This is a genomic window from Segatella copri (assembly GCF_019127135.1).
In the GTDB taxonomy this organism is placed as follows: Bacteria; Bacteroidota; Bacteroidia; order Bacteroidales; family Bacteroidaceae; genus Prevotella.
This window is the reverse complement of sequence record NZ_JAHOEA010000013.1, coordinates 1-14870: the sequence shown is the minus strand read 5'-3', so window position 1 is coordinate 14870 and position 14870 is coordinate 1. Positions and strand designations below refer to the sequence as shown.

Below are 14870 nucleotides of genomic sequence, written 5' to 3'. Positions count from 1 at the left end.
ACAATAAAATGAAAATCAAACAAGTACAACGAATATTGATGACCAATTTTCTCTTTGTTCTGTTGGTAGGATTCCTGTTGGTCTTGCTCTATGAGACTGAAATTCTGGAACCTACTAATCTGGCAGGGGATGTTACGTTGGTCTATGTAATCACTGTAGCGATGGAGTTTCTTACCATTGCCGTCATTCCTTTGGCACTCAAACTCTTCAGTTTCAAGGCTATTCATCGTCAGTTGGTAACCCGTAAGGGAGATGCTCTTCTTCCTCTGGGCACAGCCCGTCTGAATATGCTCTGTTTGCCAATGCTGATCAATACGTTTATGTATTATCAGACGATGGCTCCTGCTTTCGGATATATGGCTATCATCCTTTTCCTCTGTCTCTTCTTTGTTTATCCTTCTGTCGGAAGATGTGAAGATGAAACAACGGAGGCAGAAGGTTAAACTCTCAGAACCCAATATTTGATATTCTATATGAAACTCAGTGTTATCATAGTAAGCTATAATGTTAAGTACTATCTGGCTCAGTGCCTGCGTTCGGTAGAGAAAGCTATCGGAGTGTTGGAGTGTGGGCAGCAGGGTGATGCGAGTGGCGATACGGCAGAGATTATCGTGGTTGATAATCATTCTCAGGATGGAACCGTTGAATATCTCGAACAGTGTTTTCCGGTTTCCCGATATCCTAATCTCCGTGTTGTTGCCTGTACGCATAATAACGGATTTGCCCGTGCCAACAATCTTGCTATCCGCAAGAGCGAGAGTGATCTGGTTCTTTTGCTGAATCCGGATACCATTATCGGTGAGCATGTCCTCAAGGATGCTGTCGGTTTCATGCGTACTCATTCTGACGCTGGTGCATTGGGTGTAAGAATGTTGGGAGCCAATGGCAAGCCAGCCCGCGAGAGTAGGAGAGGGTTGCCTTCTCCGATGGTGGCTTTCTATAAGATGATGGGTTTGTGCAGCCGTTTTCCTAGGCATCGCAGTTTCGGACATTATTACATGGGCTATCTGCCATGGGATGAGCCGGCTCCCATTGAGGTTGTGAGCGGTGCTTTCTGTATGATTCGCCGTGAAGCCTTGCAGAAGGTGGGCTTGTTGGATGAGGATTTCTTCATGTATGGCGAGGATATTGATCTTTCTTACCGCATCCTGAAGGGTGGTTATCAGAACTATTATCTGCCTGTTGATATTCTGCATTACAAAGGTGAAAGTACCCAGAAGTCGAGTTTCCGCTATGTTCATGTGTTTTATGAGGCGATGCTTATCTTCTTCCGTAAACATTATTCGGGTATGTCGCATCTCTTGAGCATTCCTATCAAATTTGCCATCTATGCCCGTGCCTCTGTAGCACTTACACAGATGATGACTACGAGGATCAGAAAGAGTCTGGGCTTCTTTTCTCCTTCTCATGTCGACCTGTCTGATTATGTGTTGTTTGATGCTGACGAGATGAGCTATGAAGAGATTCTGCATCAGCTTGTGTTGCGGTCTGATGAGAATATCAAACTGGCTACCTTTACGAAGGATATCGGTAAGGTGATTACGGATAGGGATGTGATGGATAAGGATGAATTTGGCTATTTGTAAAGAATAGATTTGATCTTATATATATAATAAGGTACGCGCGTACATTATTTAATTAGTGTAGTTTATGAAAGAACCGGATATTCTATTACGAGCATTAGAGTTGGAAGATCTCGATTTTCTCTATCAGATAGAGAATGATGATCGGCTTTGGGAATTGGGTGTTTCCAATGTTCCCTATTCGCGTCGGGTGCTGCTCGACTATATCTCCAGTGCTTCGGCTGACATTTATGTAGATAATCAGGTGCGCCTGATTGTCGAGAACAGCCGGAATGAACAGGTGGGTATTGTAGATCTTACTGATTTTGATCCCCGTCATCGCCGTGCGGAACTTGGAATTGTCATCAAAAAGGAATTCCAAGGGAAGGGTTATGCGAAGGCCTCAGTTGTCCGTTTGTTGCAATATGCCCAGAACATACTTCATCTTCAACAGATTTATGCTATTGTAGGCGTCAGAAACCAAAAAGCGGCTAAAATGCTGCAATCTGTTGGATTTGAGGGGGATAATGTCCTGAAGCAGTGGCTTTGTTGTCAAGATGGATATGAAGATGCGATATTTTTTCAATATTTTCTGTAAAAAAGTTGCATAAAAATTTGGTGGAACCAAAAAAAAGTAGTACCTTTGCACTCGCAAATGAAAAATGAGCGCTAAGCCATTCAATTTGATTTCATGATTGGTGCGTTAGTTCAGTTGGTTAGAATGCCTGCCTGTCACGCAGGAGGTCACGAGTTCGAGTCTCGTACGCACCGCTCAAAATCATATTGCAGGTTTGCCAAAATATAGTTTGGTGCGTTAGTTCAGTTGGTTAGAATGCCTGCCTGTCACGCAGGAGGTCACGAGTTCGAGTCTCGTACGCACCGCTAAAAATCATATTGCAGGTTTGCCAAAATATAGTTTGGTGCGTTAGTTCAGTTGGTTAGAATGCCTGCCTGTCACGCAGGAGGTCACGAGTTCGAGTCTCGTACGCACCGCAGAAACCTTCGAGAGTGATCTCGGAGGTTTTTTGTTTTTATGTAAATCTAAGAGAATATGGCTATCGTTATCACAGTTCTGGCATACTTCTGTGTGCTGCTGCTCTTCAGTCATCTTACTGCCCGTAAAATGGCAAGTAATGAAACTTTCTATCGTGCCAATCGCCGTTCGCCGTGGTATATGGTTGCTTTCGGTATGGTGGGTGCTTCCATTTCGGGCATCACCTTTGTCAGTGTGCCGGGCATGGTGATGAGAACGGATATGACCTACCTTCAGATGTGCATCGGTTTTATCCTGGGTTATTTCCTGGTTGCCTTTCTTTTGCTTCCTATCTATTACCGCTATAATCTCACTACGATTTATGGTTACCTGCAGCAGCGGTTGGGGGAGCGTTCGTATAAGACCGGAGCATCGTTCTTCCTCTTGTCCAAGATGACGGGTGCGGCAGTTCGTTTCTTTGTCGTCTGTATCCTCTTGCAGCGTTTCGTGCTCGATGGAATTGGTGTTCCGTTCTGGGTCACGGTTCCTGTCATGGTACTGCTTATCTGGCTTTATACACGCAAGGGTGGCATCAAGACCCTGGTGTGGACAGATACCTTTCAGACGCTCTGTATGTTTGCGGCGCTCGTCCTCATTATCTTTCAGGTGATGTCGGCGTTGGATATGACTCCTTCCGAGGCGATAACTGCGATAGTTCACGATAGTCACTCCCGTATTTTTGTCTTTGATGACTGGATGTCGAAACAGAACTTCTGGAAACAGTTCTTGAGTGGTGTTTTTGTGGTGATTGTGATGACCGGTCTTGATCAGGACATGATGCAGAAGAATCTTACCTGCAAGTCGCTCCGTGAGGCCCAGAAGGATGTTTGCAGCTATGGTTTTGCCTTTGTGCCTGCCAATCTGCTTTTCCTGAGTCTGGGTGTGTTGCTGATGATGCTGGCTCAGAAACAGGGAGTGGCTTTGCCTGATGCCCCTGATGATCTGTTGCCTATGTTTGCGGCTTCGGGGACGATGGGAAACCTGGTGGTGGTCTTGTTTACCATTGGCATTGTGGCGGCAAGTTTCTCCAGTGCCGATTCAGCTTTGACAGCCATTACGACAAGTCTCTGTGTGGATATATTGGGCAGGAAAGCGGATATGAAGCTCCGCAAGCGCATGCATTTGGCGGTAGCTTTCGTCTTTATGCTCTTCATCATTGCTTTCAAGGCGATTAATTCTACGAGCGTGATAGATGCTATCTACATCCTCTGCTCTTATACTTACGGTCCGCTGTTGGGTTTGTTTGCCTTCAGTCTGCTCACCAAGCGTCAGGTAAACGACCGCTGGTCGCCATGGGTCTGCATCGCCAGTCCGCTCATCTGCTTCGCCATCGATACCCTTACCTCGCAGTATGTGGGCTATAAGTTCGGCTATGAGCTTCTGATGCTGAATGGCGCCCTGACATTTGCAGGTCTCGCCCTTATAAAAAAAGAAACAGTTAAATACAAACAATAATGAGAACAAAAGTATTATTCGCAGCATTGTTGCTCAGTGCAACAACTGCTTTTGCCCAGCAGGAGAAGTTGGGCTCCGGTATTGACAAGACCAACATGGACTTGACCATCAAGCCGGGTAATGATTTCTATCGCTATGCCGCAGGCAACTGGATGAAGAATCATCCACTCGATGCCGAGCATACCGACAATGGTGCTTTCACCGATCTCTTTGAGCAGAACCAGAAGCGCATCCAGGACATCATCCTTGAATATGCTTCCAAGCCACAGCAGAAGGGGTCACTCGGACAGAAGATCGGTTCGCTCTACAACCTCCGTATGGACAGCGTTCGCCTGAACAAGGAGGGATGGGCACCTATCAAGCCAACTCTCGACCGCATTGCAGCCATCAAGGACCGCAGAGAGTATCAGCTCGTTACCGCTCAGCTCGATTTCCGTGGCGAGGGTACCATGATGTATGGCATCGGTGTGGGCGCCGACCTTCGTGATGCCGCCAACAACCTCGTTGAGGTAGACCAGAGTGGTCTTGGTCTTGGTGTACGCGATTACTATGTAAACGATGACGAGCAGACCAAGAAGATTCGTGATGCATACAAGGCTTATATGAAGAAGCTCTTCCAGATGGTAGGCAACGACGAGGCTACCTCCCAGAAGAAGATGGAGGCTGTGATGGCTATCGAGACCCGCATCGCTAAGGCAAGCTATAGCCAGGTACAGCTCCGCGACATCGACAAGAACTATCACAAGATGACCTACAACCAGCTCGTGCTCGATTATCCTGGCATCGACTGGGGCAATGTGTTCCTGGCATCCGGTTTCCCTGCTTTCAAGGAAATTTGCGTGGGTCAGCCTGAACCAATCCACGAGGTTGAGAAGATTCTCGCAGAGACCTCTCTGGATGATCTGAAGACATACGCAGAGATCAAGGTGATTTCTGGTGCAACCAGCGTATTGAGCGATGATTTCCGTGCCGTATCCTTTGAGTTGAGCAAGGTAATGAGCGGTGTTCAGCAGGACCGTCCTCGCTGGAAGCGTGCCGTAAGTACCGTGAGCGGTGTGTTGGGCGAGGCTATCGGAAAGATTTACGTAGAGAAGTACTTCCCGGAGAGCAGCAAGAAGCGTATGCTCGACCTGGTTCACAATCTCCAGACTGCGCTTTCACAGCGCATCGACGAGGCTACATGGATGAGTGCTGCTACCAAGGCACAGGCTAAGGATAAGCTGGAGAACTTCATCATCAAGATCGGCTATCCTGACAAGTGGAAGGACTATAGCGGATTGCAGGTAGATGACAGCCTTTCTCTCTACGAGAATATGGCAAATATCTCTGAGTTCTTTACCAAGGATGAAATCGCCCGCAAGGTGAATAAGCCGGTAGATAAGACAGAGTGGGGAATGACTCCTCAGACTATCAATGCTTATTATAACCCAACTACCAACGAGATCTGCTTCCCTGCAGCTATTCTCCAGCCTCCATTCTTCGACCCAACAGCCGATGATGCGATGAACTATGGTGGTATCGGTAGTGTAATCGGTCATGAGATGAGTCATGGCTTTGACGATCAGGGCAGCCAGTTTGACAAGACTGGTAACCAGCACAACTGGTGGACTGCTGCTGACAAGAAGAACTTCGAGTCTCGCACCAAGATTCTGGTTGATCATTTCAGCAAGATTGAGTTGGCTGGCAAGAAGGTAAACGGCCAGATGACCCTGGGTGAGAACATCGGTGACAATGGTGGTTTGAACATCGCTTTCCGTGCACTTCAGAATGTGATGAAGACAGAGAAGTTGGGTGTGAAGGATGAATTTACTCCAGAACAGCGCTTCTTCCTGGCATGGGCACGTGTATGGGCAGGCAATGCCCGTCCTGAGTACCTGCAGTATCTGATGACCGTGGATGTTCACTCTCCAAACGAGGCTCGTGTGAACGGTGCCCTCCCAATGGTGGATTCATGGTATAAGGCATTCAACATCAAGAAGGGCGACAAGCTCTTTGTTCCTAAGAACAAGCGTGCACATATCTGGTAAAAACATAAAAAAAGTCTTGCAGGCTATATGCTTGCAAGACTTTTTTTTATCTAATCATTACTTCGTTCCGAAATAGAGGAAGAGCATTCCAAGTAATACCAGGAGCAGATCAATGAACTTCGCCTTGAGATTCTTCTCATGGAAGATGGCTGCACCGAAGAGGAAGCTGACGATGACCGAACCGCGGCGAATCATGCTCACGATACTGATCATGGCACCAGGCAGACTCAATGCGTAGAAATAAACGAAGTCGGCTGCCGAAAGGAAGATACTGATGAAGATGATACTCCAGTGCCAGTGGAATGGGGTAGAATTCTTCTTGGTAGGCCACCATATCATCAGCAGCATGGCTCCCATGAGGAAACACTGGTAGATGTTGTACCAGCTCTGCACAATCATTCTGTCTAATCCTACACCACCATTCTCTGGTGGCGCCATCAGATACTTGTCGTAGAGACCGCTTATTGCACCGAGAACAGCAGCCAGCACGATGAAGTAAATCCATTTGTTGTGCTTGAAGTCGATACCCTCTTTCTTGCCGCTGCGCGAAAGCATGGCGAAGGAGATGATGGCAAGGATGACACCAATCCACTGGTAGAGATTCAGTACCTCACCATAAACCAGCAGGGCACCCACGAGTGTCATTACCGGTCGGGTGGCATTGATAGGTCCCACGATGGTGAGCGGCAGGTGCTTCATGCCGAAATAACCGAAAATCCAGCTGCTCAATACGATGAAACTCTTGAGTACGATGTACTTGTGAACTTCCCATCCGCCTTCTGCTACATGAAACATCGTTCCATCCAGCGAATTTCCTGTATAGCTCATCACGATGAACGGCAGGAAGATGAGTGATGAGAAGAGCGTGTTCAAAAAGAGCACGGGAATCACTGCGTTACCTGAAAGCGCCTTCTTCTTGAAGGCATCATAAAATCCCAGCAGCGCTGCTGAGAGAAATGCTAATACTAACCACATTTTTATGAATGTTAAATGTTGAATGTTGAATGTTGAATGAGGCTCGCGCCCTTGTGTTTCTAATCATTTAATCCTTGAAATCATACCCCACATCTTCCAGGAACAGTGCGTTACCCGGCATGCTTTCGCCTGCATCGCTGCGGCTTCCGTTGTGCAGGATATCGAGAAACTGTTCCATCGTAATCTTTTCTCTGCCTACATCGATGAGCGTTCCCACTACGGCTCTCACCATGTTTCTCAGGAAACGGTTGGCGGTAATCTCGAAATACCAGGTGGTAGGAGAGGTCTGTATCCATCGGGCGGCTGTTACGTGGCAGATGGTAGTCTTATTATCGCCACCCGCCTTGCAGAACGCTGCATAGTCTTCGTGATGCAGAAAATGCTGTGCCGCCTCGTTCATCTTCTCGAAATTGAGGGTATAGTTCATCTGCAGTGAATAATGGCGCTCAAACGGATCCTTCCGCGTATGGATATAATAATGGTATGTGCGCGATGTGGCAGAGAAGCGGGCATGCATCTCCGGGGCAACCTCCCTTACTTCGTATACGGCGATATCGCGGGGCAGGATGCGGTTCAGGCGGTATACCAGCTGGTCGGGTTCCATCGGGATTCTGTCTGTATCGAAGTGGGCTGCCATGTGTCGGGCATGTACGCCGGTATCGGTTCTTCCTGCTCCCACCACCTCCATCTCCTTTCTCAGAAGTATGGAGAGGGCGCGCTGCAACTCCTGCTGTACCGAATTGGCATTGGGCTGAATCTGCCAGCCGTGATAGTTGGTGCCGTCGTAACCGAAGAATATGAAATATCTCATGATAATCTTTGAACTTTTTTGTTTTTTGCTATGAACTTTGAGCTTTGATTTGTTCTTCGTTCTTTGCTTAATTCGGGTGCAAAGTTACTAAAAAAACGTGAAATATGGTATAATAATACAGATTTTTTTTCAAAAATGATACAATCTTGAAAGAAAAGTTCATTTTTATTTTGCAAATTGACAATAATTGTGTACTTTTGCCAACGATTTTGATATTATAGATTATGGCACAGAACATATTCAAGGGTTTAGGTGTTGCCCTTATTACTCCTTTCAACACCGATGGCTCGGTTGATTATCAGTCGCTCAAGCGATTGGTAGAGTTTCAAATTGACAATGGTGCAGACTTCCTTTGCATCCTTGCCACAACTGGTGAGGCTCCATGTCTTACACAGGAAGAGAAAGATAAAATCACAGAATTGGTGAAAGACGTGAACAAGGGTCGCGTCAAGATATTGAAATATTGTGGCGGTAATAATACTGCTGCTGTCGTTGAAGAAATCAAGAACTCCGACTGGAGTGGCATCGATGGCATCCTCAGTATCTGTCCTTACTACAACAAACCTTCTCAGGAAGGTCTCTATCAGCACTTCAAGGCCATTGCTCAGGTTAGTCCGCTGCCTATCGTGCTCTACAATGTTCCTGGCAGAACCGGTATCAACATGAAGCCGGAAACAACCTGCCGTATTGCCCGCGACTTCCCTAATGTGGTAGCCGTGAAGGAGGCTAGTGGCAGCCTGGAGCAGGTAGACGAGATTATCAAGAACAAGCCTGATAATTTTGATGTCATCAGCGGTGATGATGCGCTTACCTTCTCTATGATTGCCAGTGGTGCTGCCGGCGTAATCTCTGTTATCGGCAATGCCTTGCCTAAGGCTTTCAGCCGCATGATCCGTCTCGAGTTCCGTGGCGAATATGAGCCAGCCCGTAAGATTCATCATTCTTTCACTGAGCTCTACAGTCTGCTCTTTGTTGATGGTAACCCTGCCGGCGTAAAGGCGCTGCTCAATGATATGGGCTTCATCGAGAACGAGCTCCGTCTGCCTCTGGTTCCTACCCGTATTGCAACCAAGCAGAAGATGAGCGACATTCTCAAGACTTTGAATATCTAGAATATTAATTGGTGATTAATGGTTGTCGTATGCATCTGATAATCATTAATCACTTATACTTTACCATTAATCATTAAGTACCATGGCAGAAGATAGAAGAATCATTCACGAGATAACACCGCTGATGGGTAAGGATGTGCTCTATATTGCAGACAGGCATAAGAAGGAGTTTACTTATCCTATCCATAACCATTCGGTGTACGAGTTGAACTTTGTTGAGAATGCAAAGGGAGTAAGAAGAATCGTTGGCGATTCGCAGGAGGTGATAGGCGACTATGATCTCTGTCTCATCACATCGCCCGATCTGGAGCATGTATGGGAGCAGAACGAATGCCACAGCGATGACATCCGAGAGATTACCATCCAGTTTGATTTCTCCATGGGTGATGAAACGCTCTTCGGAAGAAATCCCTACGCCAGCATTACCCGTATGATGCAGGAAGCGAAGAAGGGTCTGTCATTCCCGATGCAGGCCATTATGAAGGTATACGGACTGCTCGATACTTTAAGTACCGTGAAAGATGGTTTCTATGCCGTACAGCAGTTCCTGACCATTCTCTACGAACTGTCACGCTGCGAAAATGCCCGCACCCTGGCTTCCAGCAGTTATGCCAAGGTAACGGTAGAAGACGATAGCCGGCGCATCCTGAAGGTGAAGAATTTCATCTCCAAGAACTATATGGATGAACTCCGTCTGCCGGAGCTTGCCTCGCTGGCAGGCATGAGCAGCAGTGCGTTCAGCCGTTTCTTCAAGCTCCATACCGGCAGAAATATCTCTGAGTATATCATCGACCTGCGTCTGGGTTATGCAGCCCGCATGCTGGTAGATACTGCAAAGAGTATCAGCGAGATAGGTTTTGATTGCGGATTCAACAATCTCAGCAACTTCAACCGCATCTTCAAGAAAAAGAAAGGATGCTCGCCAAGCGAGTTCCGTGAAAGCTATCATAAGACAAGAATCATTGTATAATACAGGCCAACGTAATCGTTTAAGTGAAATTATCAAAAATATTTCGCTTAAACGATTCTTTTTTCCGATATTTGTTGTATCTTTGCGCTACAATTCATAGTGAATAAATAAACATTTAAAAACTACGATAACGAATTATGAAGCAATTTATGGATGAAAACTTCCTGCTCGACACTAAGACTGCACAGGATCTTTTCCACAATCATGCGGCTAAAATGCCAATTATCGATTATCACTGCCACCTCATCCCTGAGATGGTAGCCAATGATCACAAGTTTAAGAGTATTACAGAACTTTGGCTCGGCGGCGACCACTACAAGTGGCGTGCTATGCGTACCAATGGTGTAGATGAGCGTTTCTGCACAGGTACTGATACTAGCGACTGGGAGAAGTTCGAGAAGTGGGCTGAGACAGTGCCTTATACTTTCCGTAACCCTCTCTATCACTGGACTCACCTGGAGCTCAAGACTGCTTTCGGTATTAATAAGCAGCTCAGCCCTAAGACAGCCCGTGAAATCTACGATGAGTGTAACGAGAAGTTGCAGTTGCCAGAGTTCAGCGCTCGTGGCTTGATGCGTCATTACAATGTAGAGTGCGTTTGTACAACAGACGACCCAATCGATGACCTGCGTTACCACAAGCAGACACGTGAGAGCGGTTTCGAAATCAAGATGATTCCTGCTTGGCGTCCTGACAAGGCTATGAACATCGAGAAGCCAGATTTCGCTGACTATATGAACAAGCTCGGTGAGGTAGCAGGTGTTAACCTCGTTACATTCCAGGATATGGTTGATGCTTTGCAGAAGCGTCACGACTTCTTCACTGAGAACGGCTGTAAGTTGAGCGACCACGGTATCGAGGAGTTCTACGATGAGCCATACACAGATTCTCAGATTGAGACTATCTTTGCCAAGGCTATGCGTGGCCAGCAGCTTTCTGCTCTCGAAATCCGTCAGTACAAGCATGCATTCCTCAAGGTTTGCGCTGAGATGGATCATGCTGCCGACTGGACACAGCAGTACCACTATGGTGCTATCCGCGACAACAATACACTGATGTACAACAAGCTCGGTGCTGATACCGGTTTCGATTCTATCGGTGAGTTCACTACAGCCAAGGCTATGAGCAGCTTCCTCAATGAGCTCAACATGGAGGGTAAGCTCACACGTACTATCCTCTATACATTGAACCCATGTGCCAACGAGGTAATCGCTACCATGCTCGGTAACTTCCAGGATGGTTCTTGCCCTGGTAAGATCCAGTTCGGTTCTGGCTGGTGGTTCAACGATCAGCTCGATGGTATGACCCGCCAGATGAATGCACTCTCTGTATTGGGTCTCCTGAGCCGTTTCGTAGGTATGTTGACTGACTCTCGTTCATTCCTCAGCTACCCACGTCACGAGTACTTCCGTCGTTTGCTCTGCAACCTTCTCGGCAATGATGTAGAGAAGGGCTTGCTTCCTAACGACATGGAGAGCCTCTCTCGCATGGTAGAGGATATCTCTTACAACAATGCTCGCAACTACTTCAAGTTCTATTAATCCATAGAACTGAAGCAATTTATACTAAGACAAATCCCTTCACGGCATCCCGGTGGTGTTGTGGAGGGATTTGATGTTTTATCGTGAAACCAATACTTTAAACTTATGGGGGTAATAGACAGAATACTAGGTTTTTACGAAGATATCAGAGAATTCAATTCTTCTAATATCAAAGACTTCCGAGGCAGATTCAAGTCTTGGATCAAGATGGGTATGCTTGCCGGTCGCATCTTCTATCTCAAGGATATGTGGGCAAGGGATGTGGCAGCCTTGACTTTTGCCTCCTTCATGGCTCTGATACCTTTTATGGCTATGATGTTTGTCATAGCCCGTGGTTTCGGCTATGCCTCTCTGCTCGAATCCTGGCTCTCTACCACCTTCGAGGCACAGCCCGTTGTGGCGCAGACCATCGTTAACTTCGTTCACAATTATATTGAGAATACACAGAGCAACTACATCATCGGTACGGGTATCGTGATGTTTCTCTATACCATCGTTTCGCTGATGCAGAAGATAGAGCTTACCTTCGATGACATCTGGCATACGGGCGAGCGTTCATGGAAGCAGATTGTTACCGAATATCCTACCATTCTGTTTGGTCTGGGACTGCTGATTCTCTTTGCTTCGAGCATCAATGTATGGACGGTGAATATGGTGGATAATGTAGACAGGATAGCGGATATCGGTGATACCATTCCTTCGTTCATCCTCCATCTGGCGGCTTTTGTTCCGATGTTCCTGTTCTTCGTGTTCTGCTATTATGTCATCCCGAATACCTATATCCGGGTTCGCAGCACCCTGGTTCCATCGTTCCTGGCGGGTGTCTGCATGACGGCACTTCAGTATGGATATATCTATCTGCAGGTTTTTCTGTCCAGCTACAATGTCATCTATGGTTCGCTGGCAGCCATTCCGCTCTTCCTGTTATGGCTTCAGATTTCGTGGGCTATCGTAGTGTTTGGCGCCTTGCTCTGCCATACCAACCAGAACATCCATTATTATGATGGTGATTTGCAGTACGATCACCTGAAACTGGTGCAGCGCATCAAGGTCTGTGGAGTGGTGATGCATCTGGTATGTCGTCGGTTCAATCAGGGCGAACAGGCGTATACTCCGAAAGAAATTCATGATTTAACGAAGATACCTCAACAGATTATCAACCAGTCGGTTAAGGAACTGTTACGCGCCCGTTTGCTGGTAGAAATCCGTAATGGTAAGAAGAGCAGTTTTGAGGAATCTGTGGTTCTTCATCCGATAGAGAAGATAGAGCATCTTACCTATGGTGTGATGATAGAGCGCCTCTTCGGTTATGGCGAGGATATCTCAAGCCTTGCCGCATTAGAGTCGGATTTGGCGATGTGGAAGGATATCGACATCGTAAATGCAGAGTTCATAGAAAAGGGAAAGCAAATCGCTTTCTGTTAATAAATGGTGTTTTTTAGGCACGGTAATCCGTGCCTAAAAACTGCCTAATAAAATATCTTATTTCTGGTCATATCCGTCAGAAATCTTTTTTCCCAGTGCTAGCGCCAGTTCAACCTTGGCACCATATCCTTCCAGCTGGTCGGCAAACTTGGCAACCGAATTGCCGGATGCGATGATGTCATCAAAGAGAATGATCTTTTTGCCCTGGAAGAATGCCTCGTCGATATGGAGTTCATCTACAGGATCACCATCTTCATCTACATCATGCGTGTAGCTGAAGGCAGGGTAGGCGTTGGTCATGCCCGTAGCCTTGCATACCTCCTCGCTGAACTCCTTGAAACGGCGCTTGGTATGCGCCTCAAGAGCTGCCGGAATGCAGACCAAAGTAAACTGCGCTGCCTCTTCGCCCAAAAGAGTCTTCAGCTCATCTGACACCATTTTGATAGCCTTCTTCAAGGCTTCCTGGTGGTCCATCTCCGTTGTGAGCTCAGAGTTACCTTTAAAGTTGACGATAAGGTCGCGTTTTTCCCATTCCTCTGCTGTGAGTTCAAAAGTACCGAAAGCGCTGAATGCAGCGTAGTCGACAAGCCATTTGTAGTGCAGTCCGTTTTTCAGCACTGGCCACGAGTTGATTTCATTTTCGTAATTAGCCATAGACTAGAATTTTTTGATAATTAATAATGCATAGTTTCTGCAAAAATAGGAAATCTTTTCGAAATAAGGCGCAGGTTTCATAAAAAAGATTTGTTTTTTAAGTAATATTTCACGTAGGTGCCCTTTTTTTACTTATTTTTTAGTACCTTTGCACCGCATTTTAAGAAATACGTATATTTATATGACGAGAAAAACAAAACTTCATGAAATCCGCGACTACGTTATCATTGCCCTGGCGATGATAGAAGGTAGTATCGGTTTGAACATCTTCCTGCTTCCCAATCATATCACGATGGGTGGTGTAGGAGGTATCGCTTCTATCCTTTACTGGGGATTTGGCATCCCGGCATCTGTATCTTATCTGGCGCTCAATGTGTTCCTGCTTCTCATCGCATTCCGCATTCTGGGCTATAAGTTCTGTCTGAAGACCATCTATGGTGTTGGTATCTTTGCCTTAACTACCCGTCTGATTGAGACGCATACGGTAGGCATGACGCCGCTGCTTCACGACCAGCCGTTCATGGCAACGGTCATCGGTGCGTTCTTCATGGGCAGCAGTGCCGGTTTGGGTCTTTCCTGCAATGGTTCTACGGGTGGTTCTGATACCGTAGCAGCGATGATCAACAAGTACTGGAACATTTCCCTGGGTCATGCCATCATGATTTGCGACCTGTGCATCATCACCAGTTCTTATCTGGTATTGCGCGATTGGGAGATGGTGATTTACGGTTATGTCTGCCTCTTTGTGCAGTCGCTCTGTGTAGATCATGTGGTGAATGCGTTGCGCCGTTCGGTTCAGTTCTTCATCATCAGCGACAAGTATCTGGAGCTCAGTGCAGCCATCAATACCGCTGCCGACCGAGGTTGTACGGTGATGGATGGTCATGGCTGTTACAGTGGCAAGGATGTCCACATGCTGTTTGTATTGGCGCGTCAGCGTGAGTCTCAGAAGATATTCCGTCTTATCGATGAGATAGATCCTACCGCCTTTGTCAGCCAGAGTGCCGTCATCGGTGTCTATGGCGAAGGTTTCGACCGTTTCAAGGTAGGCAAGAAGATAGGTTTGCCGAAGAAGAAATAGATAAACAGAAAAAGGGTGTGTCATAACTGCATGACACACCCTTTTTTAGTAATTTTCTTAGTTTAGACATCAATATCCTCTGGCTTCGGCTAGATGTGGAAATCTACCAGCTTCAGCCATCGCTTGACATCAAACGACGGACAGTCTTTGTGAACGTTCGGCAAATCGCGGTGGCCCAGTATCTCTGCATCAGGATAGGAGAGGCAGAGGCTCTCCAGAAGCGA

Annotated in this window: 13 protein-coding genes and 3 tRNA genes; 13 read left to right on the top strand and 3 right to left on the bottom strand. The window is 46.7% G+C overall.

Features of this window, described 5'->3' with window-relative positions:
• Nucleotides 1-8: 8 nt before the first annotated feature.
• The 8 genes from KSW37_RS05295 to KSW37_RS05260 all read left to right on the top strand — a co-directional run bounded on the left by KSW37_RS05295 (nucleotide 9) and on the right by KSW37_RS05260 (nucleotide 6077).
• Nucleotides 9-443, top strand: coding sequence for a hypothetical protein (locus KSW37_RS05295; protein WP_144155377.1), 435 nt, complete (start codon nucleotides 9-11; stop codon nucleotides 441-443).
• A 30-nt stretch (nucleotides 444-473) separates the two neighbouring features.
• Nucleotides 474-1586 (top strand): glycosyltransferase family 2 protein, encoded by a 1113-nt coding sequence (locus tag KSW37_RS05290; RefSeq protein ID WP_217313551.1) that lies wholly within the window; start codon nucleotides 474-476, stop codon nucleotides 1584-1586.
• Nucleotides 1587-1650: 64 nt separating this feature from the next.
• A complete protein-coding gene (locus KSW37_RS05285) occupies nucleotides 1651-2160 on the top strand; it encodes a GNAT family N-acetyltransferase (protein ID WP_217313550.1) in 510 nt (169 codons plus the stop codon).
• Nucleotides 2161-2259: 99 nt separating this feature from the next.
• A tRNA-Asp gene (locus tag KSW37_RS05280) sits at nucleotides 2260-2333 on the top strand.
• Nucleotides 2334-2370: 37 nt separating this feature from the next.
• Nucleotides 2371-2444: transfer RNA gene (locus KSW37_RS05275), tRNA-Asp, on the top strand.
• A 37-nt stretch (nucleotides 2445-2481) separates the two neighbouring features.
• Nucleotides 2482-2555 (top strand) — tRNA-Asp (locus KSW37_RS05270).
• Nucleotides 2556-2613: 58 nt separating this feature from the next.
• On the top strand, nucleotides 2614-4050 hold the full coding sequence (locus KSW37_RS05265; RefSeq protein ID WP_217313549.1) for a sodium:solute symporter: 1437 nt from the start codon (nucleotides 2614-2616) through the stop codon (nucleotides 4048-4050).
• Complete coding sequence (locus KSW37_RS05260; protein WP_217313548.1) at nucleotides 4050-6077, top strand: M13 family metallopeptidase; 2028 nt, start codon at nucleotides 4050-4052, stop codon at nucleotides 6075-6077. Before KSW37_RS05265 ends, KSW37_RS05260 begins: the two co-directional genes overlap by 1 nt.
• A gap of 57 nt (nucleotides 6078-6134) precedes the next feature.
• On the opposite strand, the gene KSW37_RS05255 is transcribed toward KSW37_RS05260, so the two are convergent.
• Both KSW37_RS05255 and truA read right to left on the bottom strand, forming a co-directional pair.
• Nucleotides 6135-7052, bottom strand: coding sequence for a DMT family transporter (locus KSW37_RS05255; RefSeq protein ID WP_117726902.1), 918 nt, complete (start codon nucleotides 7050-7052; stop codon nucleotides 6135-6137).
• Between the two features lie 67 nt (nucleotides 7053-7119).
• Nucleotides 7120-7863 (bottom strand): tRNA pseudouridine(38-40) synthase TruA, encoded by a 744-nt coding sequence (gene truA / locus KSW37_RS05250; protein WP_217313547.1) that lies wholly within the window; start codon nucleotides 7861-7863, stop codon nucleotides 7120-7122.
• A gap of 224 nt (nucleotides 7864-8087) precedes the next feature.
• Here truA and dapA point away from each other — a divergent pair, with 224 nt between their 5' ends.
• The 4 genes from dapA (at nucleotide 8088) to KSW37_RS05230 (ending at nucleotide 12911) form a co-directional block, all read left to right on the top strand.
• A complete protein-coding gene (gene dapA / locus KSW37_RS05245; RefSeq protein ID WP_217313546.1) occupies nucleotides 8088-8975 on the top strand; it encodes a 4-hydroxy-tetrahydrodipicolinate synthase in 888 nt (295 codons plus the stop codon).
• An 82-nt stretch (nucleotides 8976-9057) separates the two neighbouring features.
• Nucleotides 9058-9945: an AraC family transcriptional regulator gene (locus KSW37_RS05240; RefSeq protein ID WP_217313545.1), complete on the top strand. Its 888-nt coding sequence runs from the start codon at nucleotides 9058-9060 to the stop codon at nucleotides 9943-9945.
• 137 nt (nucleotides 9946-10082) lie between these two features.
• Nucleotides 10083-11486 (top strand): glucuronate isomerase, encoded by a 1404-nt coding sequence (gene uxaC / locus KSW37_RS05235; RefSeq protein WP_119227416.1) that lies wholly within the window; start codon nucleotides 10083-10085, stop codon nucleotides 11484-11486.
• Between the two features lie 105 nt (nucleotides 11487-11591).
• Complete coding sequence (locus KSW37_RS05230; RefSeq protein ID WP_217313544.1) at nucleotides 11592-12911, top strand: YihY/virulence factor BrkB family protein; 1320 nt, start codon at nucleotides 11592-11594, stop codon at nucleotides 12909-12911.
• Between the two features lie 57 nt (nucleotides 12912-12968).
• Here KSW37_RS05230 and KSW37_RS05225 read toward each other — a convergent pair whose 3' ends face one another.
• Nucleotides 12969-13565 carry a phosphoribosyltransferase gene (locus KSW37_RS05225; RefSeq protein WP_217313543.1) on the bottom strand — a complete coding sequence of 199 codons (597 nt, stop codon included), beginning with the start codon at nucleotides 13563-13565 and terminating at the stop codon, nucleotides 12969-12971.
• 181 nt (nucleotides 13566-13746) lie between these two features.
• Between KSW37_RS05225 and KSW37_RS05220 the strand changes: the two genes are divergently transcribed.
• Nucleotides 13747-14646, top strand: coding sequence for a YitT family protein (locus tag KSW37_RS05220; RefSeq protein WP_006846749.1), 900 nt, complete (start codon nucleotides 13747-13749; stop codon nucleotides 14644-14646).
• Nucleotides 14647-14870 lie beyond the last annotated feature (224 nt).

Coding starts and splice junctions, on each gene's coding strand:
- KSW37_RS05295 (WP_144155377.1), top strand. CDS start 9: ATGAAAATCAAACAAGTACAACGAATATTGATGACCAATTTTCTCTTT.
- KSW37_RS05290 (WP_217313551.1), top strand. CDS start 474: ATGAAACTCAGTGTTATCATAGTAAGCTATAATGTTAAGTACTATCTG.
- KSW37_RS05285 (WP_217313550.1), top strand. CDS start 1,651: ATGAAAGAACCGGATATTCTATTACGAGCATTAGAGTTGGAAGATCTC.
- KSW37_RS05265 (WP_217313549.1), top strand. CDS start 2,614: ATGGCTATCGTTATCACAGTTCTGGCATACTTCTGTGTGCTGCTGCTC.
- KSW37_RS05260 (WP_217313548.1), top strand. CDS start 4,050: ATGAGAACAAAAGTATTATTCGCAGCATTGTTGCTCAGTGCAACAACT.
- KSW37_RS05255 (WP_117726902.1), bottom strand. CDS start 7,052: ATGTGGTTAGTATTAGCATTTCTCTCAGCAGCGCTGCTGGGATTTTAT.
- truA (WP_217313547.1), bottom strand. CDS start 7,863: ATGAGATATTTCATATTCTTCGGTTACGACGGCACCAACTATCACGGC.
- dapA (WP_217313546.1), top strand. CDS start 8,088: ATGGCACAGAACATATTCAAGGGTTTAGGTGTTGCCCTTATTACTCCT.
- KSW37_RS05240 (WP_217313545.1), top strand. CDS start 9,058: ATGGCAGAAGATAGAAGAATCATTCACGAGATAACACCGCTGATGGGT.
- uxaC (WP_119227416.1), top strand. CDS start 10,083: ATGAAGCAATTTATGGATGAAAACTTCCTGCTCGACACTAAGACTGCA.
- KSW37_RS05230 (WP_217313544.1), top strand. CDS start 11,592: ATGGGGGTAATAGACAGAATACTAGGTTTTTACGAAGATATCAGAGAA.
- KSW37_RS05225 (WP_217313543.1), bottom strand. CDS start 13,565: ATGGCTAATTACGAAAATGAAATCAACTCGTGGCCAGTGCTGAAAAAC.
- KSW37_RS05220 (WP_006846749.1), top strand. CDS start 13,747: ATGACGAGAAAAACAAAACTTCATGAAATCCGCGACTACGTTATCATT.